This is a genomic window from [Clostridium] hylemonae DSM 15053 (assembly GCF_008281175.1).
Classification (GTDB): Bacteria; Bacillota; Clostridia; order Lachnospirales; family Lachnospiraceae; genus Extibacter; species Extibacter hylemonae.
In genome coordinates this window covers 1,483,946-1,508,345 of sequence record NZ_CP036524.1, presented here as the reverse complement: position 1 = coordinate 1,508,345, position 24,400 = coordinate 1,483,946, and the positions used below count along the sequence as shown (strand labels likewise).

Sequence of the window (24,400 nt, the reverse complement as noted above, 5' to 3'; positions counted from 1 at the left end):
TCTACCTCTTACTTTTATACTGATTAATAATGCAGAATTACCGGTGTGCCCGCTGAGATAAGATCATACAGCTGGGCCGCCTTGTCATACGGCATATTCACACAGCCGTGTGAACCGTTTGTCTGATATCTGGAGCCTCCAAATGTAGGCTGCCATGTCGCGTCGTGGAACCCGATGCCCCCGTTAAATGGCATCCAGAACTTAACCGGCGACTCGTACTCATACGTGCCGTCTGGTTTTTTCTTGCCTCTGAGCACCTGGTCAAGCGCTTTGTACGCCAGAGAGTACGTCCCCTGCGGCGTTCCGTTTCCTTTGTTCGGATTCCCGGTTACAATTCCGGTCTGAAGCACTACCTGGCCGTTCTGTATAAAATACATCTGCTGGTTCGTAAGATCTACTTCCGCATACGTATTTCCAAAGTCATTTACATCGTGGCTTGCCGCCCGGCTGGAATATTCCGGCTCTCTTGTCACTGTCTCGCCGTTCTTTATATTGGCTGTCAGCGCATTGTATTCTGCCTCCTGGTCGATCCTCCATCCGTAGCTTCCGCCCTCCACGGTAACACTGTTGCCGCCTGCCGTGGTAAATGTCCTCGTTTTCCCTTTTGTGTTATACTTATCCGCCAGCGTCTGGATGTAAGCTTTTACCGCCTCTTCATCAAAGGTCACGTTCATGTCGGCATCCACCTTCACCCACTGGGAGATGACAGAAGCGTCCACAACTTCCGTGTTCGGACTGAAATCATACGTAACACTCGCACCGAGATAACTGTTCATGGCATCCTTTGCCGCTGTCACCTCTTTGGAATCAGAGACAAATCTGGGCTTGATGTAACACCCCGCATCCGCCAGATCCACACTTGATACGAACCCGTTGATCGCGGTAGACACTGCCTCATTAAACTTTTCAGTATCTATCTGAGTGCCGATCACTTCCGGAACAATGACAAATTCTGTATCTTTAAATTCCGGATGTGCGTCAACAGAGGCCGTCTGATTGTCCGGGTTCAGGCATTTTAAATTCTCAGTAATACTTTTCAGCGCATTCTCGTCATATTTAACACCGACTTCCGCCGTGATCTCAGGGTGCTTCCAGAGCGACTCGATCCAGAGAAAATTATTCTGCTTTTTGACAAGCTGCTTCAGTTCCTTTCCCTGAACATATTCCAGGGAAATATCCGCGCCGCGTATCGTCTCTGTACCGCCGTCCGATTCTTTCAGTGTCAGTACATAATCAGCAACCTGCTTTTTCATATACTCTTCCACCTGGCTGACACTCTTCATCGAAAAGTCCTGTCCGTTGATCTCTGTGAAAAACATAAAATGACTGCTGAAAAAAACAGCAAATCCAATATATATAAGAATAAGAGCCCCCGCAACAGAGGCGGCAATAATTCCGGCCTTCTTTCTCCTTCTGTGCCTCCTCAGCTCTTTCTCCGCTTCCGTCTCTTCCTCTTCCCCGTCATCCTCATCGGATTCAAAGTCGTCCTCATTGGATTCAACATCATCCTCATCGGGTTCAAAGTCGTCCTCATTGGATTCAACGTCATCCTCATCGGGTTCAAAGTCGTCCTCATCAGATTCATCGCCATCTTCGGATGCTTCTTCCTCCGCCGCTTCGTCTTCAGAGTCAGGCTCTTCTTCTACTCCGGCTGTTTCAATATCACTGTCATCAGAAGATAGGCCACCGGCGTCAGTATCTTCACTAAGCGGCCTGCCATTTTCCTCTTCTGCTTTATCTTCCTGACCAGATTCATCTGCTGCTTCTTCGGATTCTTCATAGCTGTCATCCATTTCCTTAAATTCGTCTGAGTTATTGATATCGTCAAAGATCTCCTTCATAGTTTCTTCTATGATTTCTTCGGATTCTCTGTCGATATCTTCTGGTCTCTTCTGCATATCTGACATAGTCGTCTACTCCTCATTAAAATATTCACACGCATCTATTATAATATGATGCCTGTCAAAAGTACAGTGCTAATTAGTGAAAAATTGCTGAAGAATTCTTGAAGATTTGGTGATTACGGGTATAATAGGATTATGTATTTCACAACAAAGGAGACGAATCATGGCAGGATCAACTTATGGAACTTTATTTAAGATCACAACCTGGGGAGAATCCCACGGTCCGGCTGTCGGCGTTGTCATCGACGGCTGTCCCGCAGGACTCCCTCTTACCAATACAGATATCCAGGAATTTCTTGACCGGAGACGGCCGGGGCAGAGCAGATATACGACGGCGCGGCAGGAATCCGACGAGGCGGAGATACTTTCCGGTGTATTCGAGGGAAAGACGACCGGAACACCTGTCTCTATTCTTATAAGGAACCAGGACCAGCGTTCCCGGGATTACGGCAAGATAAAAGACTGTTACCGCCCGGGACATGCAGACTATACATTTGACTGCAAATACGGTTTCCGGGATCACAGGGGAGGCGGGCGTTCCTCCGGACGCGAGACGATCGGCAGAGTCGCTGCCGGGGCTGTCGCTTCCAGGCTGCTTGCAGGCCTTGGTATACAGGTCACAGCCTACACGAGCGCGATCGGTACTATTACTGTGCCCAGATCTGAATATAATTATGAATGCATCCGTGAAAATGCCCTGTATATGCCAAACAACGATTATGCTTTCAAAGCTTCCGCCTACCTGGAACAATGTATCAAAAACCTGGATTCCTCAGGCGGAGTCATTGAATGTGCGGTGACCGGCATGCCTGCCGGCATAGGGGAACCTGTATTTGACAAGCTGGACGCGGGCCTTGCCAAAGCAGTGATGTCGGTCGGCGCCGTTAAAGGTGTGGAAATCGGAGACGGCTTCCGTGCTGCCGCCGCGAATGGCAGCACAAACAACGACGCCTTCCGCTCTTCTGACGGACATATAACGAAAAAAACAAACCATTCCGGCGGGGTCCTCGGAGGCATGAGCGACGGCAGCACGATCCTGCTGCGGGCAGCCATAAAGCCGACGCCATCCATCGCCCAGCCTCAGAAGACGGTAGATTGTACAGGAGCCAACACGGAAATAACCATCACAGGCCGCCACGACCCCGTGATCGTCCCCCGCGCCGTCGTGGTGATCGAATCCATGGTCGCGGTCACACTGGCCGATCTGCTCATGACAAACATGTCCGCAAAGATGGAGTCGTTAGAAAAATTCTACCTCGGGGAATTATAGAGGGGAATTTTGTTGGAGGAATTTGGGAGGGTTGCAACGTACGGCGGAGGAACGGCGGCAGGGAGCCGCAGGACGGTCGGTGCGCTTGCAAGCTGTAAGGAAAGAAGACACGGTAGGAACAGACACCGACAGAATTCCACAGGAAATCTGGATGATTTCCTGTGTCAGCTGTCTCATAAACTGCACTTGTGGTGCAGTTTATGGTCTGTTCCTACCGTGTCTTCTTCCCTAACATCTTGACAAAGCTCCCTCCAACGCCCACAGCTCCCTGCCGCCGTTCCTCCGCCTGACACTTCACATGACTCAAATTCCTTCAACACGTAAGATTCCCATGGCTGATCACAATGGATTTGCATTTTAGATTTAAATTGTATCCCTACCGTTTTTAGCTGCTGAGATTGAAATGCTGTATACTAAGCTCACCGCCCCTCATCCTTTCCAGGATACAAGTCTATCCATTGAGACACCCCAGGAATTCCTTCCCGTTGGGAATGTTTGGATGTTTGGCGATGAACAGGCAGATGGTATGGATGCGCGCGGGTGTGGGAGGGCGTTCGGAGGCAGGTGTGGAAGACGTTGCTGCAGGGCGGGCCGGAAACAGACACGGGAATGTTATCTCAAATAACATTCCCGAGAGCCTCTGAGGGAGGAAATCCTTTCAGGATTTCATTCCGAATAGGCTCGGTTGTCTGCTTTCCGGTCCGCTCTGCAGTTACGGCTTCCCGCCTGCCGGAGCGTCCTTCCACACCCGCGCGCATCCATACCATCTGCCGTCCACCCCCAACTCCCAAAAATCCCCAACAAAATTCCCACAAATATGCAAAAAAATGTTGAACTTTCGGGTAGATATAGTATAATAGATTTTGCATGTGAGTTAAGAAATACTAAACTTTATGTTTATTTTTACTTTTACAATCATAGTTTCGCGGAGGACCGTTATGGATATCGGAAAAAAACTGAAAGAACTGCGTATCGCCAAGGACCTTACACAGGAAGAGCTGGCGGACCGGGCCGAGCTTTCTAAAGGATTTATCTCACAGCTTGAGAGGGATCTTACGTCACCTTCCATCGCCACGCTCGTAGATCTGCTGCAGGTGCTCGGTACGACGATCAATGAATTCTTCAGCGAGGACCCGGAAGAACAGATCGTCTTCCACGATGAAGATTATTTTGAAAAGATAGATACCGACCTTAAGAACAAGACGGAATGGATCATCCCCAATGCACAGAAAAATATGATGGAACCTATCCGGCTTACACTTGAACCGGGCGGTTCCACGTATCTGGATGTTCCCCACGAGGGCGAGGAATTCGGTTATGTACTGAAGGGGAGCATTAAGATCCATGTCGGCAAGAAAGTGTACGGCGCCAAAAAGGGGGAGGCATTTTATTTTACCCCGCACTCTGAGCATTATATAGAAGGAAGCAGAACGACAGGGGCAGTCATCATATGGGTAAGCACCCCGCCCAGCTTTTAAATATACAAACCAGGAGGAAACTATGTCTAACAAATTAATTGATATTGTAAATGTCTCAAAATCTTTCGGGGATAACCTTGTACTCGATGACCTGAACCTGTATATAAGGGAAAATGAATTTCTGACACTGCTCGGTCCGAGCGGCTGCGGCAAGACTACTCTGCTTAGGATCATCGGAGGGTTTGAGTCTCCCGACACCGGGAAGGTTATTTTTGACGGAAAGAATATTACGGACCTTGCGCCGAACAAACGCCAGCTGAACACCGTATTTCAGAAATATGCCCTGTTTACCAATATGACGATCGCAGAAAATATTGCGTTCGGCCTGAAGATCAAAGGAAAGACCAGGTCTTATATCAATGATAAGATCCGCTACGCTCTGAAGCTAGTCAATCTGGAAGGCTTTGAGGACCGCACGCCTGACTCCTTAAGCGGCGGCCAGCAGCAGCGGATCGCCATCGCACGGGCCATCGTAAATGAGCCGAAAGTGCTCCTTCTCGACGAACCGCTCGGCGCGCTCGACCTAAAGCTGCGCCAGGATATGCAGTATGAACTGATCCGGCTGAAAAATGAGCTCGGCATCACTTTTGTATATGTCACACATGACCAGGAGGAGGCGCTGACCATGTCCGACACTATCGTCGTCATGAACCAGGGATATATACAGCAGATCGGTACGCCTGAGGACATATACAACGAGCCTAAGAACGCCTTTGTGGCCGACTTTATCGGAGAGAGCAATATTCTCCCCGCCACAATGGTCCAGGATAAGCTCGTAAAAATACTCGGCGCAAACTTCCCGTGCGTGGATATCGGTTTCGGAAAAAACAAACCGGTGGATGCCGTCATCCGTCCTGAAGATATTGACCTTGTAAAGCCGGAAGACGGTATTATCGAAGGTGTCGTGACGCATCTTATCTTCAAGGGAGTCCATTATGAGATGGAGGTAACGGCCAACAATTTTGAATGGCTCGTGCACAGTACGGACATGGTTCCTGTCGGCACTGAGGTAGGAATCCAGGTGGACCCTTTTGATATACAGATAATGAAAAAACCAGAATCTGAAGATGCGGAGGCGGTAACCATTGAAGAATAAACACAAGAAAATGAAACAGCTGCTGGCAGGACCGTACATGTTCTGGTGTGCAGCCTTCATCATCATTCCCCTGCTCATGATCCTGTACTATGGTCTCACGGACAAAAACGGGGGCTTTACTCTGCTGAATATCGCCAGGATAACAACGCCGGAGAACTTAAAAGCGCTCGGGCTGGCTCTGCTGCTCTCCTTTATCAGCACGGTCTTCTGCCTTATACTCGCCTACCCGCTCTCCATGATCCTTACGAATCTCGGCGTGAACCAGCAAAGCTTTATCGTACTCATCTTCATCCTTCCCATGTGGATGAACTTCCTTCTGCGGACACTGGCATGGCAGAATCTGCTGGAAAAGAACGGCATTATCAACGTTGTCCTCGAATTCCTGCACCTTCCGTCGCTGGATATCATCAATACGCCTTATGCCATTGTGCTCGGCATGGTGTATAATTTTCTGCCGTTTATGGTGCTGCCGATCTATAACGTACTGTCGAAGATCGACAAGGATATCATTGCCGCCGCACGGGACCTTGGCGCCAACAACGTGCAGACGTTTCTGCGCATCATACTACCCCTCAGCGTCCCGGGCATCATCAGCGGAGTCACCATGGTGTTTGTCCCGGCGCTCACTACCTTCGTCATCTCCGACCTGCTCGGAGGGAGCAAGATACTGCTGATCGGCAACGTCATCGAGCAGGAGTTCAAGCAGGGAAGCAACTGGCACGTCGGTTCCGGGCTTTCACTCGTACTGATGGTATTTATTATCATAAGCATGGCGCTCATCGCCAAATATGACAAAGACGGGGAGGGAACTGCGTTTTGATGAAAAGTGTATTACAGAGAGTCTATCTCACCTTGATCCTCATCCTTCTCTATGCGCCGATCGTGACCTTGATGATACTTTCCTTCAATGCGTCCAAGTCCCGCTCGAAATGGGGAGGATTTACAACAAAATGGTATGTGGAACTGTTTCGCAATGAACAGATCATGAACGCCTTATATACGACGCTCATCATCGCCCTGCTCTCCGCTCTGATCGCAACGGTTATCGGAACAGCCGCGGCGATCGGGATACAGGCGCTCAGAAGTAAGTTCCGTACATTTATGATGGGGGTCACGAACATACCGATGCTGAACGCGGATATCGTGACTGGTATCTCCCTTATGCTTCTGTTCATCGCGTTCCGCTTCTCCCTCGGCTTTTCAACGATTTTATTTGCCCATATAACGTTCAATATCCCGTATGTCATATTGAGCGTCACCCCGAAGCTGAAGCAGACGAATAAGAGCACCTATGAAGCGGCGCTGGATCTGGGCGCGTCCCCTGTCCATGCGTTTTTTAAAGTCGTTTTTCCAGATATCCTTCCGGGAGTGTCCTCCGGATTTCTCCTGGCCTTCACAATGTCGCTGGATGATTTCATCATCACACATTTTACAAAGGGACCGGGCGTGGACACCCTGTCTACCAAAATATACAGTGAAGTGCGCAAGGGGATCAAACCGGAGATGTACGCCCTGTCCACCATCATGTTTGTCACCGTACTTCTCCTGCTCGTCCTCGTAAATATAGCGCCCGAGGAGAAGCAGGTGCGCGGGCGGATACCCGAAAAACCGCGGCGCAGGCATAAGATAAGCCGTTTCCTTTTCCGCAAGGTTGTGCCGGTCATGATGGCGGCCGTCGTGATCGTAGGCGGCGTTTTCTACGGTTCCAGGGCGGATACGGGCGGCGCTGATCAGGTTATCGTCTACAACTGGGGGGAATATCTGGACCCTGATGCGATTACCATATTTGAGGAAGAGACGGGCATTGATGTCGTATATGAAGAATATGAGACAAACGAGATCATGTATCCGAAGATACAGTCCGGCGCGATCGCCTACGATGTAGTCTGCCCTTCGGACTATATGATACAGCGTATGCTTGAAAACGACCTGCTGGCAGAGATCAATTTTGACAATGTCCCCAATATAAAAGAAATCGGGGATACGTATATGGACATGTCCCGCCAGTTTGACCCTGAAAACAAATATTCCGTCCCCTACACGTGGGGCACCGTCGGCATTCTGTACAATAAGAAGATGGTCGATGAACCGATCGACAGCTGGAGCGTGCTGTGGGATGAAACATACAAAGACAGTATACTGATGCAGGACAGCGTCCGTGACGCCTTCGGGATCACACTGAAATATCTCGGCTACTCGTTAAATTCCACGGATCTGGATGAGCTGGAGGCAGCCAAAAAGCTGCTGATCGAGCAAAAGCCGCTCGTGCAGGCCTATGTCATAGACCAGGTGCGCGATAAGATGATCGGCAATGAGGCGGCCATCGGGGTTATCTATTCCGGGGAAGCCATATACACGCAGTGGGAAAACCCGGATCTGGAATATGTAATTCCAAAAGAAGGCTCCAACGTCTGGATCGATTCCTGGGTCATCCCGAAAAATGCAAAGCACAAGGAAAATGCCGAAAAGTTCATCAATTTCCTGTGCCGGCCGGACATCGCCAAAATGAACTTCGATTATATCACCTACTCCACCCCTAATGTGGGCGGGCGCGCCCTGATCGAGGACGAAGCGCTCCGGGACAACCCGATAGCCTTTCCCCCCGAAAAAGACCTGGAGCGGTGTGAGACGTTCCGGTTCCTTGGTGATGAAAACGATGCCATATACAATGAACTGTGGCGCGAAGTAAAATCCAAGTGACAAGAGGTGCACTATGAAACGGATCCTTGACTACTGCATTCCAAAAGAATATGACGGAACGGATATCCTCGGCTTTCTGAAAAGCCGGGGATATTCTCATACTGTCATCACCCACCTGAAGCACACTCCGGACGGAATCTGCCGCGGCGGCGCGTGGGCCAGGACCTGTGACAAGCTGAGATGCGGCGACAGATTGACGGTCACGATAGAGGAAAAGGAAGGCTCCGCCGGCATTGCGCCGGTTTCCCTTCCCCTGCATATCATTTATGAAGATGAAGACCTGCTCGTCATTGACAAACCTGCAGGCATGCCGACCCAGCCGTCCCAGGGCAATCATGACAACACACTGGCCAACGCCCTTGTCTGTTATTACAGCCGCCGGGGCATCCCCTTTACCTACCGCTGCATCAACCGCCTGGACAAGAATACGAGCGGACTGCTCATCGTCGCAAAGCACATGCTCAGCGCTTCCATACTGTATGCCATGATCAAAGAGCGGCGCATCCACCGGGAATACCTGGCGCTGGCAGAGGGGCTGACCCCTTCTGAGGGCACGATCACCGCCCCCATCGCCCGCCGTTCCCGCTCCACGATCGAACGGTGCGTAGATGAAACAAACGGTGAATATGCCTGCACACATTACAGACGGCTGGACTACCGGAAAGGGTATTCCCTCCTGTCCGTCACGCTTGATACCGGGCGCACGCACCAGATCCGCGTCCATCTGAAGCATATCGGCCATCCGCTCCCGGGCGACTTTCTCTATCACCCGGACTATACGATAATAAGCCGGCAGGCGCTTCACTCCTGCCGGCTTACTTTCCCGCACCCGGTCACGGGTAGACTTATGGACTTTGAGTCCCCCCTGCCGGATGATATGAGACTGTGACCATCCTTCTGCCGCCCCGCGTTACGTTCCTTACAGGTTAAAGCAGCCGCCGCCGATAAATTCTCTCAGCAGAGAGTTTGTCGGCACATATTCACTTCCGATCCCGACAAAATAATCGAGAAATTTCAAAAGTCTTTTTGCCTCTATATATTCCACGCAGTCTTTCTCAATGCCAAACAGAAGCGCCTCTACATACGGCTTCAGGACGGCCAGCTCGTAGATGAGGGCAGAGTTGAACATTACGTCTGCCTCTTCCTGGAACGGAAATATATTCTGTTCCTCTCCCCTTCTCACGGACGGCCACATACTGATCGTCCTTCGGGCGGACGATCCGCGCGTTCTTGCGTCACGCACGATCCTCCGTATGAGTCTTCCGTCTGTGGTCGGGATCCGGTTATGCTCATCGATATTAAGCTGGGTCAGGCCGCTGATGTATATCTTATACTTGTTCTCATCTGCCAGCTGTTCGGTAAGCTTCGGATTCAGACAGTGGATCCCTTCTATCACGAGCACGTCGTTTGCGCCGAGCTTCTTCGGTTTGTTCGTATACTCTTTGTGTCCTGTCACGAAGTTAAAGTTGGGGATGATCACTTCTTTTCCTTCTGTCAGCTGCCGGAGCTGTCTGTTAAACAGCTCTACGTCCACAGCCTCAAGACATTCAAAATCATAATTCCCGTCCGCGTCCTTCGGATTGTTCTCCCGTTCCACAAAATAATTGTCCACAGCTATCGGATGGGGCACGAGTCCATTTGCACGAAGCTGGATCGAGAGCCTGTGGGAAAATGTCGTCTTTCCGGAAGAGGACGGACCGGCGATAAGTACAAACTTTATTTCCGGGCGGCCTGCGATCTCGGATGCGATCTCCGCGATCTTCTTTTCCTGCATGGCCTCCTGCACAAGCACCACTTCACGAACGTCGCTTTTGGTTATCTTGTCATTCAATGCTCCTACCGTCTCTATTCCCTGTATATCCCCCCACTTTGTAGATTCCTTCAGCACCTGGAACAGCTTGTTCTGAGGCTCAAAAGGAGGGACGATATCCGGCGCCTCTTCCACCGGCATCTGGATGACAAAGCCCTCGTCATACAGGTACAGTTTAAAATATTTCAGATACCCGGCGCTCGGCACCATGTATCCGTAATAATAATCTTCAAATTCATTCATGCTGTATATATTGACCTTTGACACTCTCCGGTATTCAAACAGACGCTCCTTATCCCGCATCCCGTGCTGGCGGAAGAGCGCTACAGCGTCGTCCGTATGGATACTTCTCTTCTGAATGGGCATATTCATCTCGACCATCTCGTACATACGTGCCTCTACTTTATCAAGGAACTCTTCATTTAGTTCAATGTCTCCCTCTATCGTGCAGTAATAGCCCTTACTCACCGCATAGTGGATCCGGACCTTGTCGATCGCCTCGTGGTTGGCCACGTCATAGACAGCTTTTACAAGCATCAGGCTCATACTTCTCTTGTACGTCTTGTGGCCGATATTGTCAGCCGTTGTCACAAAGCTTATCACAGCGTCGGAGTTCAGCGTCTTATACAGTTCCTGAAGCCGTCCGTTCACGAATACGAGCACGATATCATAAGGATAATCTTTCTGATATTCCTGAGCGATCCGTTCATATGTAGTTCCGCGCTCATAACGCTTTATTTCCTCCCCTATCTGTACGCTGTACATTTCTTTATCCATATCTTCCTCCTCTTTTAATAGAAAGTGTGCCTTTCCGGCGTCCGCGCTGTACGCCCAGGGACACAGAGTTTATATGATCTCGAACGGATGCTGTATAGGCGCTGCTGTTATATCTATATGCTCAGTATTTTCTTCCAGATACCGTTTCATATCACCGATAAAAATATGTTCCACACCATAATGTCCGGCATCAATGATACAGAGCCCGTCTGCCACAGCGTCAATGCCCGTGTGATGGTCAATGTCTCCGGTGATGAGCACATCCGCCTTTTTGCGGAGCGCCGCGCCCGTCATGCTTTTTCCCGCGCCCGGTGATATGGCGATCCTTTTCACCTTCTGCTCCAGTTTCCCGAATACTTTGACCGGCCCGAGGTGAAAGCAGTCCTTTACGTATCCGGCACACTCTCTGAGCGGTATGGCCTCTTTCAGGTCTGCCACTCTGCCGATCCCTTCAGGATGCCCGTCGTCTCTCGTCACTTCCAGAACTTCCGCGTCATGAAGATCGAGCATCTTTCCGGACAGCTCCGCCATGCCGAGCACATCATAATTCGTATGCATCGCATAATAAGATATGTCATTCTGCAGCATTTTGATCATCCGCCGCCCGATAAAATCCTCGTTTGTCACCCGCTTTACCGCGCCGAAAATGAGGGGATGATGTGTGATGAGCATATCTGCTCCCTGCTCTGCCGCCGCATCCACAACCTCGTCTGTCGCATCCAGCGCCACGTAGATACGCCTCACTTCCTTGTCGTCTCTGCCTGCAAGCAGTCCCACGTTATCCCACTCAAGCGCGTACTCCGGAGAATACTTTTTCTCGATCAGGTCTATGATTTCTTTACACCGCATGCCCTCTCCTCCTCTATCTATAATATTCAAGCGCGTTCTGTATCAGCTTTCTTTCTTTTTCAAGCTCTTTCCTCCGCTTTGCTGAGCGCTCACTTTCGCTTTCACCCAGCTGTACTTCTATATCCCTTTTTATACGCTGTTCCCTCAGCAGATATTCTCTTAATACGGGATGCCGCTGTTCCAGGAGCAGCTTTCCGTAACAAAGCTCAGTCTCTGTATATGTGCCGGCTGTTCCGTGCTCCGCCCGCATCATGGGATAGTATTTTCCTTCTTCCTCCACCATATCCTCTTCTACAATGACAAAGCCGTGGCCGTTCAGATAACTGCGCACCTTCCCGGCCTCGGACTGAGGCTGGAGGATAAGGTCTTTCATCTGCTCTGTCACGTCCTTTCCTTCTTCCAGTATACGGATGATGAGTCCTCCGCCCATTCCCGCGGCTATCATTGTATCAGCCTCCCCGGGCTTTATGGCTTTAAGGCCGTCCGACCGTCTCGTCTCAATCTTTCCGCATACATCTTTTTGTCCCTGTATATGTATTCTGGCCCTCTCAAGCGGCCCTTCATTGATATCCGAGGCGATCACCTTCCCGGCGGTCCCGTGCGCGGCGAGATAAATAGGTATATACCCGTGGTCAGTTCCGATGTCTGCAACAGAGGCGCCCTCTGTCACAAGACCGGCTACTGCACGCAGTCTTTTTGATAGTTCCATAGGCGCCTCTTTCTTAATCCAGATAATCTCTTAATTTTCTGCTGCGGCTCGGATGACGCAGCTTTCTAAGTGCTTTCGCCTCGATCTGGCGGATACGTTCTCTTGTGACGTCAAATTCCTTGCCGACTTCCTCCAGCGTACGGGCCCGTCCATCATTCATGCCGAATCTCAGCCGGAGGACCTTCTGCTCCCTCTCCGTCAAAGTATCCAGCACCTCGTCCAGCTGCTCTTTCAGAAGCGTCTGAGCCGCTGCTTCCGCCGGCACGGGGACGTTGTCGTCCTGTATGAAATCACCGAGATGGCTGTCCTCCTCCTCGCCGATCGGCGTCTCGAGAGACACCGGCTCCTGGGAGATCTTAAGGATCTCCCTGACCCGCTCTACCGGCATGTCCAGCTCGGCCGCGATCTCCTCCGGCGTAGGTTCTCTCCCCAGCTCCTGCAGTAATTGTCTGGACACACGGATCAGCTTATTGATCGTCTCCACCATATGGACCGGAATACGGATCGTTCTCGCCTGGTCGGCAATGGCTCTCGTGATCGCCTGGCGGATCCACCATGTGGCATACGTACTGAACTTAAACCCTTTATGATAGTCAAACTTTTCCACGGCTTTAATAAGGCCCAGGTTTCCTTCCTGGATCAGATCGAGAAACAGCATGCCCCGGCCCACGTAACGCTTGGCGATACTGACTACGAGACGCAGATTCGCCTCGGCGAGTCTCTTCTTGGCCTCCTCATCCCCGTCTGCCATCCTCTTTGCAAGGTCTACTTCCTCATCCGCCGTGAGAAGCGGAACTTTACCGATCTCTTTCAGGTACATGCGGACCGGATCTTCAATACTGATCCCATCCGGAACAGAAAGATCTATTTTTTCGACGTCTACTTCATCCTCCTCGGAGATTATGATATCCGCATCGTCAATATCATCGTCATCCCCGCTGATTCTCAGCACGTCAATGTTGTTCGCTTCCAGATGTTCAAACACTCTTTCCATCTGTTCAGATTCAAGTTCCATGTCAGAGAAGAAATCGTTGATCTCCTGAAGCTCCAGAATACTTTTCTTCTTTTTTCCAAGAGATACGAGTTCTTTTAATTTCTCCTCAAATTTCACTGTGTTTTCTTCCATGTAGTGTCCATCCTCTCATTGCTTGTTTATATTTTATCCTTAATTGACAGAAATATGCAGTTTTTCAAGGTCCTGCAGGGCTCTTTTGTCTTCCATCAGCCGCTGCAGACCCTGGATATCCGCAGGCTCCAGATTGTGCGTGGCCTCCTCGATGCTGTGGCTCTTCACCCGCATTACCGTCTCCTTCAGTGCTTTTTCCTGCTCTGCCGCGGTGGAAAGCTCTTTTATCTTCGTGTGGAACAGGCCTGCAACCTCCCGGTGTTCTTCCTCATCCGTGAAGTGATTCATAAGCTTCGCCGGGTTTACCTCCCCCGCCTCGTATTGTTCGTACAACAGCTGTGCGACTGTCCGGTACAGCTCTCCCGTAAAATCGGAAGGCTTGATATATTTCTCTATCTGCCGGAAAATGGTTTCTTCCTCGATCAGCCAGGTGAGCAGTATTTTCTGGGATTTGACGATCCCGTTCTCCTTCTCACGGCCGGAAGCCGTCTTCGCTCTCACGACAGGTTTCGCAAGTCCTTTCTGGACCGCCATGCGCCCTACCAGCTTTCTCAAATCTTCATACCCGACGTGGTACGCGCCGGCCACTGCTTCTATGTAATTATTCCGTTCGATCTCTTCGTCAAATTCAGTAAGACGTGTCGCCGCCTCCCGCATGAACTCTGTCTTGCCTTCCGGCGTTTTCATGTCATACTGCTTTTCCAGCACTTCCAGCCCGAACATAAATCCGTTGCGCGCCTTGCCGATCCGCTCCTCAAAGGCCTCAGCTCCCATATTCTTTATGAATTCGTCCGGGTCTTTGTATGGCTCCATGCGGATCACCCTGGCGGTGATCCCCGCCTCTTTCAGGATGGGCGCGGCCCTGAGCGCGGCTTTCGTCCCTGCCTCATCGCTGTCATAAGTAAGATATACTTCCTCCACATATCTGCGGATCAGGGACGCATGTCCCGAGGTGAGCGCTGTTCCGAGCGAAGCAACCGCATTGCCGAACCCGGCCTGATGCAGAGATATGACATCCATATACCCTTCACAGAGCAGAAAATATGGTTTTCTGAATGTTCTTGCCCTGTTGAGTCCGTACAGGTTCCTGCTCTTATCAAATATCATCGTCTCCGGGGAGTTGAGATACTTCGGCTGTCCGTCGCCCATCACCCGTCCTCCGAAGCCTATGACTTTACTGTTGGCATCCATGATCGGGAACATGACACGGTTCCAGAACTTGTCATACGGACCGCTTTTCTCATTAAACGCGATCAGTCCCGCCTTAAACAATATGTCATCCGAGTATCCTTTAGACTTCAGGTATCTGTACAGTTCTTTTCCCGACTTGCCGGAATACCCAAGGCCGAACGCCCGTATCGTCTCATCGCTCAGCTCCCTTTGCTTCAGATAGCTGAGCGCGTGCTCTCCCCTTGGATCTTTCAGCTGCGCGTAATAAAACTGTGCCGCCAGCTTGTTGATCTCCAGAAGCGTCGACCTTACACCGGCCTTTTTCCTTGATTCTTCGGACTCGTCCTGCTCAGGCAGTTCGACACCGGCACGCTCTGCCAGATAGCGGAGCGCTTCCAGAAACGTATAGTTTTCATATTCCATTATAAACGTAAATACATTGCCTCCGGCGCCGCACCCGAAGCAATAGTACATCTGCTTCTGCCTGCTGACAGAAAAAGACGGTGACTTTTCATTATGGAACGGACATAAACCAAAATAGGAACTTCCTTTTTTCTGCAGTTTCACATAACCTGAAATCACATCTACTATGTCATTTTTCGCTCTCACTTCTTCGATCAGATCATCTGAATAATACATCGTTCCTCCTATATATACACTGAGATACCCGGGGCAGATACATTTAAACTGCCCCGGGTAAAAATGTCCTCATATATAGTATTCGACAAAACCACTTGATTTCCTTTAAATTTTCCAAGATTCCGGTACAAAAAATTCTTCAAACTTCTTTACCGCATATGTATCCGTCATCCCGGCAATGTAATCACACACGATCTGTTCCCTGCTCTCACCGCTTTCTTCCATCATGGACAGATACTGTTCCGGCAGCAGCTTTAGATGTCTTATATAATACTCATACAGGTTTGTGATCATATTGACAGCCTTGACTTCTTCGCCCTTCGCTGTCGGATTCTGGTATACGTTCTCGAACATAAATCTGCGCAGCCCAAGGGTCGCCTCTCTCACATCCGGAGACATGCTTATCTTCGGCTGGTCCATACTGTTTGTGATAACATTGTGGATCATCGTATCGAGCCGTACTTTTGTAGAATTTCCGAGAATATCCGTGTATTTGGCCGGAATGTCTTCCTCCTTTAAGATCCCGCCCCGGACAGCGTCATCTATGTCGTGGTTGATATAGGCGATCTTGTCTGAGAGCTGTACGATCTGCCCCTCCAGCGTCCGGGGCCTTCCGCTGGACTTATGGTTCAGGATCCCGTCGAGGACTTCCGTTGTGAGATTCAGTCCCTCGCCCTGCTTCTCCAGACATTCCACCACCCTTACACTCTGCTCGTTGTGGCGGAATCCGGCCGGATTCACCTCGTTCAGCGCCCGCTCTCCTGCATGGCCGAAAGGTGTGTGCCCAAGATCATGGCCGAGCGCAATCGCCTCCACCAGATCCTCATTCAGCCGCAGTGCTTTTGCCACCGTCCGGGCATTCTGCGAAACTTCCAGTGTGTGGGTGAGCCTCGTACGGTAATGATCTCCTTTTGGAAGCAGAAATACCTGTGTCTTCTGCTTCAGTCTCCGGAATGCCTTACAGTGAAGGATTCTGTCCCTGTCCCTCTGGAAAACGGGGCGGATATCGCATTCCTCCTCTTCCTTCTTCCTGCCGCCGGAGTCCTTGCTGAGCGCTGCATACGGGCTCAAGTATTCAATTTCTCTTAGTTCCAGCTGTTCCCTGATCGTCATCCTCTATCCTCCGCTCCTTTAATACCTGTTATGTACGTCTTCCGCAAAGCACATCATATCTTTCACCTCTATCACTTTACCGTCATCGAGAACGGCCCTGCCGCTCATCCTGCCGAACACCTGATGCTGGTCTGTCACGATGACAAGCGCCGATGTTTTGGCCGCACGGTCAAGGACAGGTGTAAAGTCCATCTCAAACCGTCCGTCGCTCGACGTGAACTTCCACGGCTTCATATAACCGCCTTCCGGAATGTGGAATGTTACATCCTCTAATTTATGACAGATCCCGCCGTAAAATAACATATTTTCCGAAGCCGCCCTCGTATCACCAAATCCATATCCAATATTGAATCCAAAAGGTACTCCGTCCACCGTCATGTTGCCGGATCCCCAGTACCACCTGTTGTCATACGTCCACACGCCCCGGCCCCAGTCCAATGTCCCGTAATCCGTCTCCGGCGCAAATGTGTAAGTTCTTCCGTCGTACTGCATGGTGCCCTCCGCTCTCATACAGTTGATTTTCTGATTATAATAAAAGGCAGTCTTTTTCTCTTTCCAGGGCGTGGCGATCACCATTGTGTCCATCTCAGGCTGATGCAGCAGTATATCGCAGGAAAACGGCTTTCCGTCATAAAATCTGTCAAAATCGCACACGATGCGCCGCTGCCCTTTCGAGACAAGAAACCGCATCTGAAGGCGTTTATCTCTGTATGAGGTATCCCCTGCCTCCGAGGTGGGCGGAAGCGCAAACCGCCCCATCGGAAATGGGTTCAGGATCGTCTCCGTATGCTCCCACCCTTCTTTAAAGTTGAGCAGAGATACGGACTGGAGCCCGATGTAACCATCGTCTGATATGGTGAAAGCCCCCGCAAACTCTTCATTCAGCACAAGATAATAATCCCACTCTTTGATCCTGAACTTCGGCGCCTTGATCCGGCTTCTGTCATACTGCTGCAAGAGCTTTTTTGACCATCCCGGTTCGGTGAGAGTGCCGTCTTCCCTCAGAAGCGGCTGTCTTTTTGTCACTTCGTGATTTCTCATCTGCCATCCCTCTTTTCCGACGCAAGACGCTTTTCTATGGCGTCCACTACTGTTTCCAGAACTTTTATCCTGGCGTAATACTTACAGTTTCCCTCCACGACGACCCATGGTGCCTTTGGGGTAGACGTACGTATGAGCATCTCGTTGACTGCCTCCTCGTACTGGTCCCATTTCTCCCGGTTTCTCCAGTCTTCCTCTGTTATTTTCCACTCTTTCTCCGGATTCTCCTGACGCGCTTTGAATCTGCGTTCCTGTTCATCCTTGTCGATCTGCATCCAGAATTTTATTACGACCGTCCCCGCATCTGTAAGGTCTTTCTCCATGTCATTTATCTCTTTATAAGCTCTCTGCCACTCTGCTCTCGTACAGAATCCTTCGATCCGCTCAACCATCACTCTGCCGTACCATGTGCGGTCAAAGATGGTGACGTGTCCGGCCTTCGGCATTGCTGTCCAGAACCTCCACAGATAGTGATGTGCCTTTTCGATATCGTTTGGGGACGCCGTCGGATGGACAACATACCCCCGCGGGTCCATCCTGGCTGTGAGACGTTTAATCGCCCCGCCTTTGCCGCCGGCATCCCATCCTTCAAATCCAAGCACTACCGGAATCCGCCTCCGGTACAGCTCTCCGTGCAGCTTTGCCATTTTACTCTGCAGCTTATCGAGCCTCTTTTTATACTCTTCCTTGCTGTAGGAAAGGCTCAGATCTGCCTTTGCCAGAATGGACTCCCCGAGCTTTTTATCCTTCCCGGCCTCTTCTTTGCTCATTTCCTGCAGGTCTTCTGACGTATATACCTTCACATTTTCTTTTTCTTCCTGTGCTCTTTTCACACAGTCAATGCGTTCCGACAGCGCCTGGATGACGATGGAATATATCTTGGCCGCCGCAAATCTGCGGTCCGTAGCCTCCACGATATTCCATGGCGCATAATCCGTGTCTGTGCGGGCCAGCATATCTTCGTTCATCTTTTCATAGCGTGCGAATTCCTTATTGCGCTTTAAGTCCCCTTTGCTGACTCTCCACGCCGTCTCCTGCGATTCCAGCAGCTTCTCGAACCGCTTCTTCTGCTCCTTCCTGTCAATGGCAAGAAAGATCTTAATGAGCACCATGCCGTCATCCGCCAGCTGCTGCTCAAAAGAGCAGATCGAATCATAAGCTGCGGACAATTCCTTCTTCTTCGTCTTCTTGTCAAAACGGTCAACGAGTACCTTGCGGTACCACGTGCTGTCATAGATCGCGATCCGCCCGCTGGATGGCATTTTCGTCCAAAATCTCCACAGGAACGGATGCATCCGTTCCTCCTGCGTCTCATTCTTCACCGCGTGCACCTCAAAACCTCTCGGGTCCAATGCCTGAATGAGCTCCCCGATCTGTACGCCCTTGCCTGCCGCCCCGTAACCTTCAAATGCGATCATGACCGGAATCCCAAGTTCCCGGCACTCCCGCTGCAGTTTACCGAGTTTTGGCTCCAACTCCAACATCTTGTCCTTATATTCAGACTTACTCAACGATTTCGTTAAATCCAACTTCTCCAGCATACAAATCCCTCCATTTTTCATAGGGGTCAGACCCCTCGCGCAGCAGGGGTCTGACCCCTTTCGCAATTTCAGTTATTTAACTTCATTATACACTATACGATGCATAATGTTAGACTTTTTATTACATTTTTTTAATTCATCAGAATTATTCGTCTTTTTCTTTTTTCGCATTTTTATTACTAACATACCCGCATCTTAAGCGGATTATTCCGCCCGGTACGAGAGGCAGTACAAAAGCGGAAGACATATCTCAATTGTATGTCCTCCGCTTTGAAGCTTATATATATGTTTTTGCCATCTTACTCTGCCGGCGGTTCAAACCTGGCCGCAAGGCAGAAACCGTCCCGATTCATTGATTTCCTCCGGTAGAGCGCGCTGTCAGCTCTTCTGTATAAGTTGTAAAAATCTTTTCCGTCCTCCGGATAGCAGGACGCACCGACGCTCACTGTCGCTTTTACAGTCTCACCGTCCACCTGGATCGGCTGATGAAGCACATCTACGAGCAGCCTTGCCTTACTGATCACTTCCTGTATATCTCCGCTGTAAGACATGAAGACGAGAAATTCATCGCCGCCGATCCTTCCGATGATATCTTCCCCGCGAAAACGGCCTCTGATGCGCTGCGCCAGACTGCGGAGCACTTCGTCACCTGTAAAATGTCCGTACATGTCGTTGACTCGCTTAAAATGGTCAATATCTATCATGAAGAACACATAATGCTCATCGGGGCCGGCTCCGTCAAGCAGGGCGCGTATCCGATCCTCCGTGGCGGCCTTGTTCAGCAGAGCCGTGGTGGAATCGTGCTGGGATTTTAAACGCAGCTGTTCGATCTCTTTCTTTTCCTCGTCAATGTCTGTGAGCTTTGCCAGAACCGTCATAGGTTTATCGCCGAATTTCTCCGGAATCGTCATTGTGACTGAGAACCAGCGGTAAGTCTTACCTGGGATAAACAGCCTCAGTTCGACAGAATCCGGCCGCGTTCCGCCCTTCGCCTCATCGATTCTTTTCTGAAGCTCAGGAATATCTTCTTCATGCACCCTCGTCATCAATTCGGCGAGAGATATTTCCCCCTGATACCCGAATACACGGTTGAAATTATCCGAGAACACTGCTTTGTCGCTGTCAAAATCATACTCCATAAAGTATTCTCCCAGCTGTTCGGCAACCATTTCATACCGGTTGGCGATCTTAAGCCCTCTGTCTGTATCCTTCTTCTCTTCACCGTTATCCGTGATATCCATCACCATGGAATAGGCCCGCTGAATGCCGTCCTCTCCCGCCTCGCACAGTTTTGAAATGGTCTCCAGCCAGATGTAGCGCCCATCCTTGCACGGGGTACGGTACCGCATCGTGACGACATTGCTCACCTTCAGCTGTTCAAGAATGTCATTTGTCACCGCCGCACGGTCTTCCTCATAGATCAGATTGATGTATTTATTATCAAACAGTTCTCTGATGTCTTCTCTCGTATATCCTGTGAGACCTAGCATGCTGTCTGAAATGTAGTCTATTGTAAAGTCTGCATCGAACCGGACGCATTTTACACCGGTCGGGAGATTGTTCAGAATGTTTTTCGACATCGCGTGTTCTCTCTCCATGCTAAGCTGCCTGCGTTTATTCTCATCATTGTTGATGATGACGACCACGAGGCTTGCGCTGCCGTCATTGCTGTGATATACATTGCCTGTACCCACGATCCAGATAGGTGTTCCGTCTTTTCTGACGACCCGGAACTCGATTGTAACAGTATCACTTTCACCGAGCTGCCTGCGTATCTCCTCATTCACGTATTTTATATCATCCGGATGAACAAGCCCAAGCGCATGGTTTTTAAATTTCTTTTCCACCTCCTGAGCCGTATAACCGAGCATCCGCCGGTATCCTTCATTGCACGTAAGAAGCGAAAATTCCTCGTCCATGCCTACCTGGAAAATACCTGCATAGGCGCTGTCGATCATCTCCTGGGAACTCATGGACTGTGCGGGACGGAACGACGCATATACAAGACTCTGGCTGTGTTCCGGACGGGAACTTGTTCTCGTCTGTCTGTCAACGGGAATTCCGTCAAAATATTTCGCCTCAAAATCTTTTGCCCTCAGCGGATGACTGTATAAAAACCCCTGCAGCAGATCCGGATTCAGACTGCACACATGCTTTTCCATCTTGCTGTTCTCTATCCCCTCCACACACACTTCCATATTCATGTTGCGGCTCAGGCTGACAAGTGTAGAGAGCAGAGCCTGGTCTGTGACGTCATAGGAAATGCGCTCCAGAAACGACCTGTCTATCTTTAGTTCATCTGCGCTTAGAAGTCTCAGTATCTCCAGGGAAGAATACCCCGTCCCGAAATCATCCAGCGCTATATGGATGCCCTGTCCTCTGATAAAGTCAAATTGTCTGCCTAAAACAAGCGGGTCCTTCACTTTTCCGCTCTCAGTCAGCTCCAAGGTTATATTGGCTGGCTTCACTTCATATTCCGTGAGCATTTCCATTAACAGGTATTTAAATGACGGCACTTCAAACTGAAGACTGGACACATTAATATTCATCTGAAAATCCGGTTTGTATCTGCACCATTCGGCACATTGCCGTATCGCGGTCTCCAGCACCCATCTCCCCGTCTCCAGCATCAGGCCGTTTTCCTCCAGCACGGGAATAAATTCAACCGGAGATATCTCCTCCTCGGGAAAATACGGGCTGTCCCACCGCAGCAGCACCTCACTCCCGACCAGCGTCTGGTTCTCCGCGCTTACGATCGGCTGATATACCATATAGAATCCTTTAAAGCCGAGCACGACAGACTCCCGCAGAGCAGACAAAAGCGTTGCCTTGCGCCTGTCCTTTTCAGCCAGTTCCTCACTGTAGACTACAAGGCAGTTCTTGCCGTTTTTCTTGGACGTCTGCAGCGCTTTGCTGGCGTTGCGGTAAATAGTCTCAAAGTCATTCCCATCCTTTGGGAAGCAGCACGAACCGCCCGATATGGTCAGAAAGAATTTGTATCCCTTGGCATTGAACTTCTCTGTTATGCAGCTTTTCTTGAGTTCTTCATACCACGCCTTCACGCCCTCTTCATCACAGCCGTACAAAACGACGCCAAAGCCGTCCCCGTCCAGCCGGAACAGACCGGCATTGTCCGGCAGAAGCTGCTGTATGCGTCTGGCACAATCCTGCAGGAGCAGATTCCCCGTAGAATAAGAAAAAAGTTCGTTTATATTGGTAAAATCGTCGATACCGAGCATGATGACCGCCCAGTTTTCCTTTTTCTTCACTTCCTCGTACAGATATTTTCTGAAACTGTAATTGTTGGGAAGCAATGTGACCGGATCAAGATTGCCGTAATTGTCCGCCTCTGCTATGATACCCGCCAGGTATTTACGCGTTTCCGTACACTCTTCACCTGCCGTCCACAGCTTAACGCTCATGTTCTGATAACATCCGCCCATATCCCTCATACGGTATGAATTTGCGCAGCTGCAAAACGTTCCATCTGCGATCTTACGGTAATCCCGCATAAAACGGCCGATATCGTCTTCATGCAAAACGGAGGCGAAAAAATGTTCCGGGCTCTCATTCTTTTTCGGGGGCTCCATTGCCAGTAAAAAACCTTTCGACCAGAAACATTTTTCGCTGCCAAGTTCCATTATAAACATGCTGGACTCTATATTAGACTGTAAATTTTCTTCTGACAATGATTTTAAAACTTTCATACGCCAAACTCCTCCCTGCACCTGCCGTTTTATTCTTACCTTGTGAAAAAGTCCGGCCGGTTATCAGATTGTGATATTCTATATGATTATCGACCCAAATGGCGCCAAAATAAGCATAATAAAAAGAGAGCCTGTTTCCAAGCTCTCCAAATACTATTATTTCCAGCGTCCCTCAGCTATCCAATGAAAGCTGACTCCCGAAATAGCTTCTCCATTATGCTGCCTTGTATAGACATAACCGAATGATGGTTTGATAGGCTGTACGCTGCATAAAAAAGAAATGTAAGAAGACGAATAATACTCCGCAACAGCAACCATATGATACTGAGTATTTATAAATGAAACAGGGAACGTAATAGTTGCAAACGCCTGGCTCGAAGAAGTCCCTTTTCCGTGCATGCGCAATCTCCCATCTGACCATTTTTCGTATGTTATTCCATTCACGATACGGGAGTCCACGATATATGAAGACAATCTGCCCTCCAAATCTGTAACCTTATCCCCCAGTTCTTTCCCCTGTCTGGCATCCAGCGCGTAGCCTTCTTCTGTCGTGTCAAGGTTGTTCACGATATTCACCGGTCCTGCCGGACCCTGCTCCCCTTTGTCACCTTTTGGTCCCTGCGGGCCTTGTGCGCCGGCGGCACCAGCGTCTCCCTTGTCGCCTTTTGCTCCCTGTGGCCCCGCTATACCCGGATCGCCTTTTGGTCCTGTAGCACCAGTTGGTCCCTGTGGACCGGCAACTCCGGTATCTCCTTTTGACCCCGTGGCTCCCTGCGGACCTGTGGCTCCGGTGGGACCCTGCGGGCCGGTCAGGCCTTGCGGACCAGTGGCCCCCTGTGGACCGGCAGCTCCCGTTAATCCCTGCGGCCCCATTGGACCGGTGTCCCCTTTGTCGCCTTTTGGACCTGTAGCCGGCACCTGTGTATCTGTTTCACCGATGTGCCAGTTTCCATTGGCGCCGATATGAGGCGTGATACCATCGTCACCTCTTGCCTTAACTCCTGTGTCATAGTTGTTGATAAACCAGTTCCCATTTTCACCGATATAAATCTCCGGTATGAAGCCTGTGTTTTCTTCCATTTTGTATTCCTCCTTGTAATTTGATAACTGTATCTTATCAGCTGCTATCGGGACAAAGAGGGACTCTCATTAATCTTCTTTAGTAATTTGCATACTGTCATTTATTGTCATAATACTGCCCCATTTCTGACCTATTTGATATAAATTTCAAACAAAAAACACCGGATACCACGATATCAGTGGTATCCGGTGTTTTCAACAAACTGCGGAAGATGGGACTTGAACCCACACGAGCGCATTGCTCACAAGATCCTTAGTCTTGCTCGTCTGCCAGTTCCGACACTTCCGCATGACTTAAACCGTCCGAAGAATATATTACTATGACTTGGCCTAAATGTCAACAAATTTTTTCAATTTTTTTATCTTTTTATTTCCCGCTTTCTGCCCTCT

18 protein-coding genes and 1 tRNA gene are annotated in these 24,400 nt (G+C 50.0%); 7 read left to right on the top strand and 12 right to left on the bottom strand.

The window, feature by feature from the left end:
- Positions 1-23: 23 nt before the first annotated feature.
- Positions 24-1,907 carry a L,D-transpeptidase family protein gene (locus LAJLEIBI_RS06915; protein ID WP_006443929.1) on the bottom strand — a complete coding sequence of 628 codons (1,884 nt, stop codon included), beginning with the start codon at positions 1,905-1,907 and terminating at the stop codon, positions 24-26.
- A 160-nt stretch (positions 1,908-2,067) separates the two neighbouring features.
- Here LAJLEIBI_RS06915 and aroC point away from each other — a divergent pair, with 160 nt between their 5' ends.
- The 7 genes from aroC (at position 2,068) to LAJLEIBI_RS06880 (ending at position 9,337) form a co-directional block, all read left to right on the top strand.
- Complete coding sequence (gene aroC / locus LAJLEIBI_RS06910; protein WP_006443928.1) at positions 2,068-3,174, top strand: chorismate synthase; 1,107 nt, start codon at positions 2,068-2,070, stop codon at positions 3,172-3,174.
- 509 nt (positions 3,175-3,683) lie between these two features.
- Positions 3,684-3,818 (top strand): hypothetical protein, encoded by a 135-nt coding sequence (locus LAJLEIBI_RS18675; protein ID WP_006443925.1) that lies wholly within the window; start codon positions 3,684-3,686, stop codon positions 3,816-3,818.
- Between the two features lie 294 nt (positions 3,819-4,112).
- A complete protein-coding gene (locus LAJLEIBI_RS06900) occupies positions 4,113-4,652 on the top strand; it encodes a helix-turn-helix domain-containing protein (RefSeq protein ID WP_040435181.1) in 540 nt (179 codons plus the stop codon).
- Between the two features lie 22 nt (positions 4,653-4,674).
- Positions 4,675-5,748, top strand: coding sequence for an ABC transporter ATP-binding protein (locus LAJLEIBI_RS06895; RefSeq protein WP_006443922.1), 1,074 nt, complete (start codon positions 4,675-4,677; stop codon positions 5,746-5,748).
- Positions 5,749-5,758: 10 nt separating this feature from the next.
- Entirely contained in the window at positions 5,759-6,568 is an 810-nt protein-coding gene (locus LAJLEIBI_RS06890; RefSeq protein WP_040435684.1) for an ABC transporter permease, read from the top strand.
- A complete protein-coding gene (locus LAJLEIBI_RS06885) occupies positions 6,568-8,448 on the top strand; it encodes an extracellular solute-binding protein (protein ID WP_006443920.1) in 1,881 nt (626 codons plus the stop codon). The genes LAJLEIBI_RS06890 and LAJLEIBI_RS06885 overlap by 1 nt, the downstream gene beginning before the upstream one ends.
- Positions 8,449-8,461: 13 nt before the next feature.
- Positions 8,462-9,337, top strand: coding sequence for an RluA family pseudouridine synthase (locus tag LAJLEIBI_RS06880; protein ID WP_006443919.1), 876 nt, complete (start codon positions 8,462-8,464; stop codon positions 9,335-9,337).
- A gap of 30 nt (positions 9,338-9,367) precedes the next feature.
- Here the strand turns inward: LAJLEIBI_RS06880 and LAJLEIBI_RS06875 are convergent, their stop codons facing one another.
- The 11 genes from LAJLEIBI_RS06875 to LAJLEIBI_RS06825 all read right to left on the bottom strand — a co-directional run bounded on the left by LAJLEIBI_RS06875 (position 9,368) and on the right by LAJLEIBI_RS06825 (position 24,299).
- Positions 9,368-11,035: a nucleoside kinase gene (locus LAJLEIBI_RS06875; RefSeq protein WP_006443918.1), complete on the bottom strand. Its 1,668-nt coding sequence runs from the start codon at positions 11,033-11,035 to the stop codon at positions 9,368-9,370.
- Positions 11,036-11,104: 69 nt separating this feature from the next.
- Positions 11,105-11,884: a Nif3-like dinuclear metal center hexameric protein gene (locus LAJLEIBI_RS06870; RefSeq protein ID WP_006443917.1), complete on the bottom strand. Its 780-nt coding sequence runs from the start codon at positions 11,882-11,884 to the stop codon at positions 11,105-11,107.
- Positions 11,885-11,897: 13 nt separating this feature from the next.
- Positions 11,898-12,593, bottom strand: a complete 696-nt coding sequence (locus tag LAJLEIBI_RS06865; protein ID WP_006443916.1) for a tRNA (adenine(22)-N(1))-methyltransferase — start codon at positions 12,591-12,593, stop codon at positions 11,898-11,900.
- Between the two features lie 13 nt (positions 12,594-12,606).
- Positions 12,607-13,719, bottom strand: a complete 1,113-nt coding sequence (gene rpoD, locus LAJLEIBI_RS06860) for an RNA polymerase sigma factor RpoD (protein ID WP_006443915.1) — start codon at positions 13,717-13,719, stop codon at positions 12,607-12,609.
- Between the two features lie 39 nt (positions 13,720-13,758).
- Positions 13,759-15,528 carry a DNA primase gene (gene dnaG, locus LAJLEIBI_RS06855; RefSeq protein WP_006443914.1) on the bottom strand — a complete coding sequence of 590 codons (1,770 nt, stop codon included), beginning with the start codon at positions 15,526-15,528 and terminating at the stop codon, positions 13,759-13,761.
- A 105-nt stretch (positions 15,529-15,633) separates the two neighbouring features.
- Positions 15,634-16,641: a deoxyguanosinetriphosphate triphosphohydrolase gene (locus tag LAJLEIBI_RS06850; RefSeq protein ID WP_006443912.1), complete on the bottom strand. Its 1,008-nt coding sequence runs from the start codon at positions 16,639-16,641 to the stop codon at positions 15,634-15,636.
- A gap of 18 nt (positions 16,642-16,659) precedes the next feature.
- Entirely contained in the window at positions 16,660-17,682 is a 1,023-nt protein-coding gene (locus LAJLEIBI_RS06845; RefSeq protein WP_006443911.1) for a DUF2804 domain-containing protein, read from the bottom strand.
- Positions 17,679-19,223, bottom strand: coding sequence for a polyphosphate:AMP phosphotransferase (pap, locus tag LAJLEIBI_RS06840; RefSeq protein WP_040435179.1), 1,545 nt, complete (start codon positions 19,221-19,223; stop codon positions 17,679-17,681). The genes LAJLEIBI_RS06845 and pap overlap by 4 nt, the downstream gene beginning before the upstream one ends.
- 299 nt (positions 19,224-19,522) lie before the next feature.
- Positions 19,523-22,930 (bottom strand): diguanylate cyclase domain-containing protein, encoded by a 3,408-nt coding sequence (locus tag LAJLEIBI_RS06835; protein ID WP_006443909.1) that lies wholly within the window; start codon positions 22,928-22,930, stop codon positions 19,523-19,525.
- A gap of 156 nt (positions 22,931-23,086) precedes the next feature.
- Positions 23,087-24,010, bottom strand: a complete 924-nt coding sequence (locus LAJLEIBI_RS06830) for a gp53-like domain-containing protein (RefSeq protein ID WP_006443908.1) — start codon at positions 24,008-24,010, stop codon at positions 23,087-23,089.
- A gap of 204 nt (positions 24,011-24,214) precedes the next feature.
- A tRNA-Leu gene (locus LAJLEIBI_RS06825) sits at positions 24,215-24,299 on the bottom strand.
- Between the last annotated feature and the right edge of the window lie 101 nt (positions 24,300-24,400).

Bases quoted from the DNA above. Each gene is read 5' to 3' on its own strand.
- dnaG (WP_006443914.1), bottom strand. From the start codon at position 15,528: ATGTATTATTCAGATGATCTGATCGAAGAAGTGAGAGCGAAAAATGAC.
- LAJLEIBI_RS06895 (WP_006443922.1), top strand. From the start codon at position 4,675: ATGTCTAACAAATTAATTGATATTGTAAATGTCTCAAAATCTTTCGGG.
- LAJLEIBI_RS18675 (WP_006443925.1), top strand. From the start codon at position 3,684: ATGAACAGGCAGATGGTATGGATGCGCGCGGGTGTGGGAGGGCGTTCG.
- LAJLEIBI_RS06850 (WP_006443912.1), bottom strand. From the start codon at position 16,641: ATGACGATCAGGGAACAGCTGGAACTAAGAGAAATTGAATACTTGAGC.
- LAJLEIBI_RS06845 (WP_006443911.1), bottom strand. From the start codon at position 17,682: ATGAGAAATCACGAAGTGACAAAAAGACAGCCGCTTCTGAGGGAAGAC.
- LAJLEIBI_RS06890 (WP_040435684.1), top strand. From the start codon at position 5,759: ATGAAACAGCTGCTGGCAGGACCGTACATGTTCTGGTGTGCAGCCTTC.
- LAJLEIBI_RS06885 (WP_006443920.1), top strand. From the start codon at position 6,568: ATGAAAAGTGTATTACAGAGAGTCTATCTCACCTTGATCCTCATCCTT.
- aroC (WP_006443928.1), top strand. From the start codon at position 2,068: ATGGCAGGATCAACTTATGGAACTTTATTTAAGATCACAACCTGGGGA.
- LAJLEIBI_RS06835 (WP_006443909.1), bottom strand. From the start codon at position 22,930: ATGAAAGTTTTAAAATCATTGTCAGAAGAAAATTTACAGTCTAATATA.
- LAJLEIBI_RS06915 (WP_006443929.1), bottom strand. From the start codon at position 1,907: ATGTCAGATATGCAGAAGAGACCAGAAGATATCGACAGAGAATCCGAA.
- LAJLEIBI_RS06880 (WP_006443919.1), top strand. From the start codon at position 8,462: ATGAAACGGATCCTTGACTACTGCATTCCAAAAGAATATGACGGAACG.
- LAJLEIBI_RS06870 (WP_006443917.1), bottom strand. From the start codon at position 11,884: ATGCGGTGTAAAGAAATCATAGACCTGATCGAGAAAAAGTATTCTCCG.
- LAJLEIBI_RS06830 (WP_006443908.1), bottom strand. From the start codon at position 24,010: ATGGAAGAAAACACAGGCTTCATACCGGAGATTTATATCGGTGAAAAT.
- pap (WP_040435179.1), bottom strand. From the start codon at position 19,223: ATGCTGGAGAAGTTGGATTTAACGAAATCGTTGAGTAAGTCTGAATAT.
- rpoD (WP_006443915.1), bottom strand. From the start codon at position 13,719: ATGGAAGAAAACACAGTGAAATTTGAGGAGAAATTAAAAGAACTCGTA.
- LAJLEIBI_RS06875 (WP_006443918.1), bottom strand. From the start codon at position 11,035: ATGGATAAAGAAATGTACAGCGTACAGATAGGGGAGGAAATAAAGCGT.
- LAJLEIBI_RS06865 (WP_006443916.1), bottom strand. From the start codon at position 12,593: ATGGAACTATCAAAAAGACTGCGTGCAGTAGCCGGTCTTGTGACAGAG.
- LAJLEIBI_RS06900 (WP_040435181.1), top strand. From the start codon at position 4,113: ATGGATATCGGAAAAAAACTGAAAGAACTGCGTATCGCCAAGGACCTT.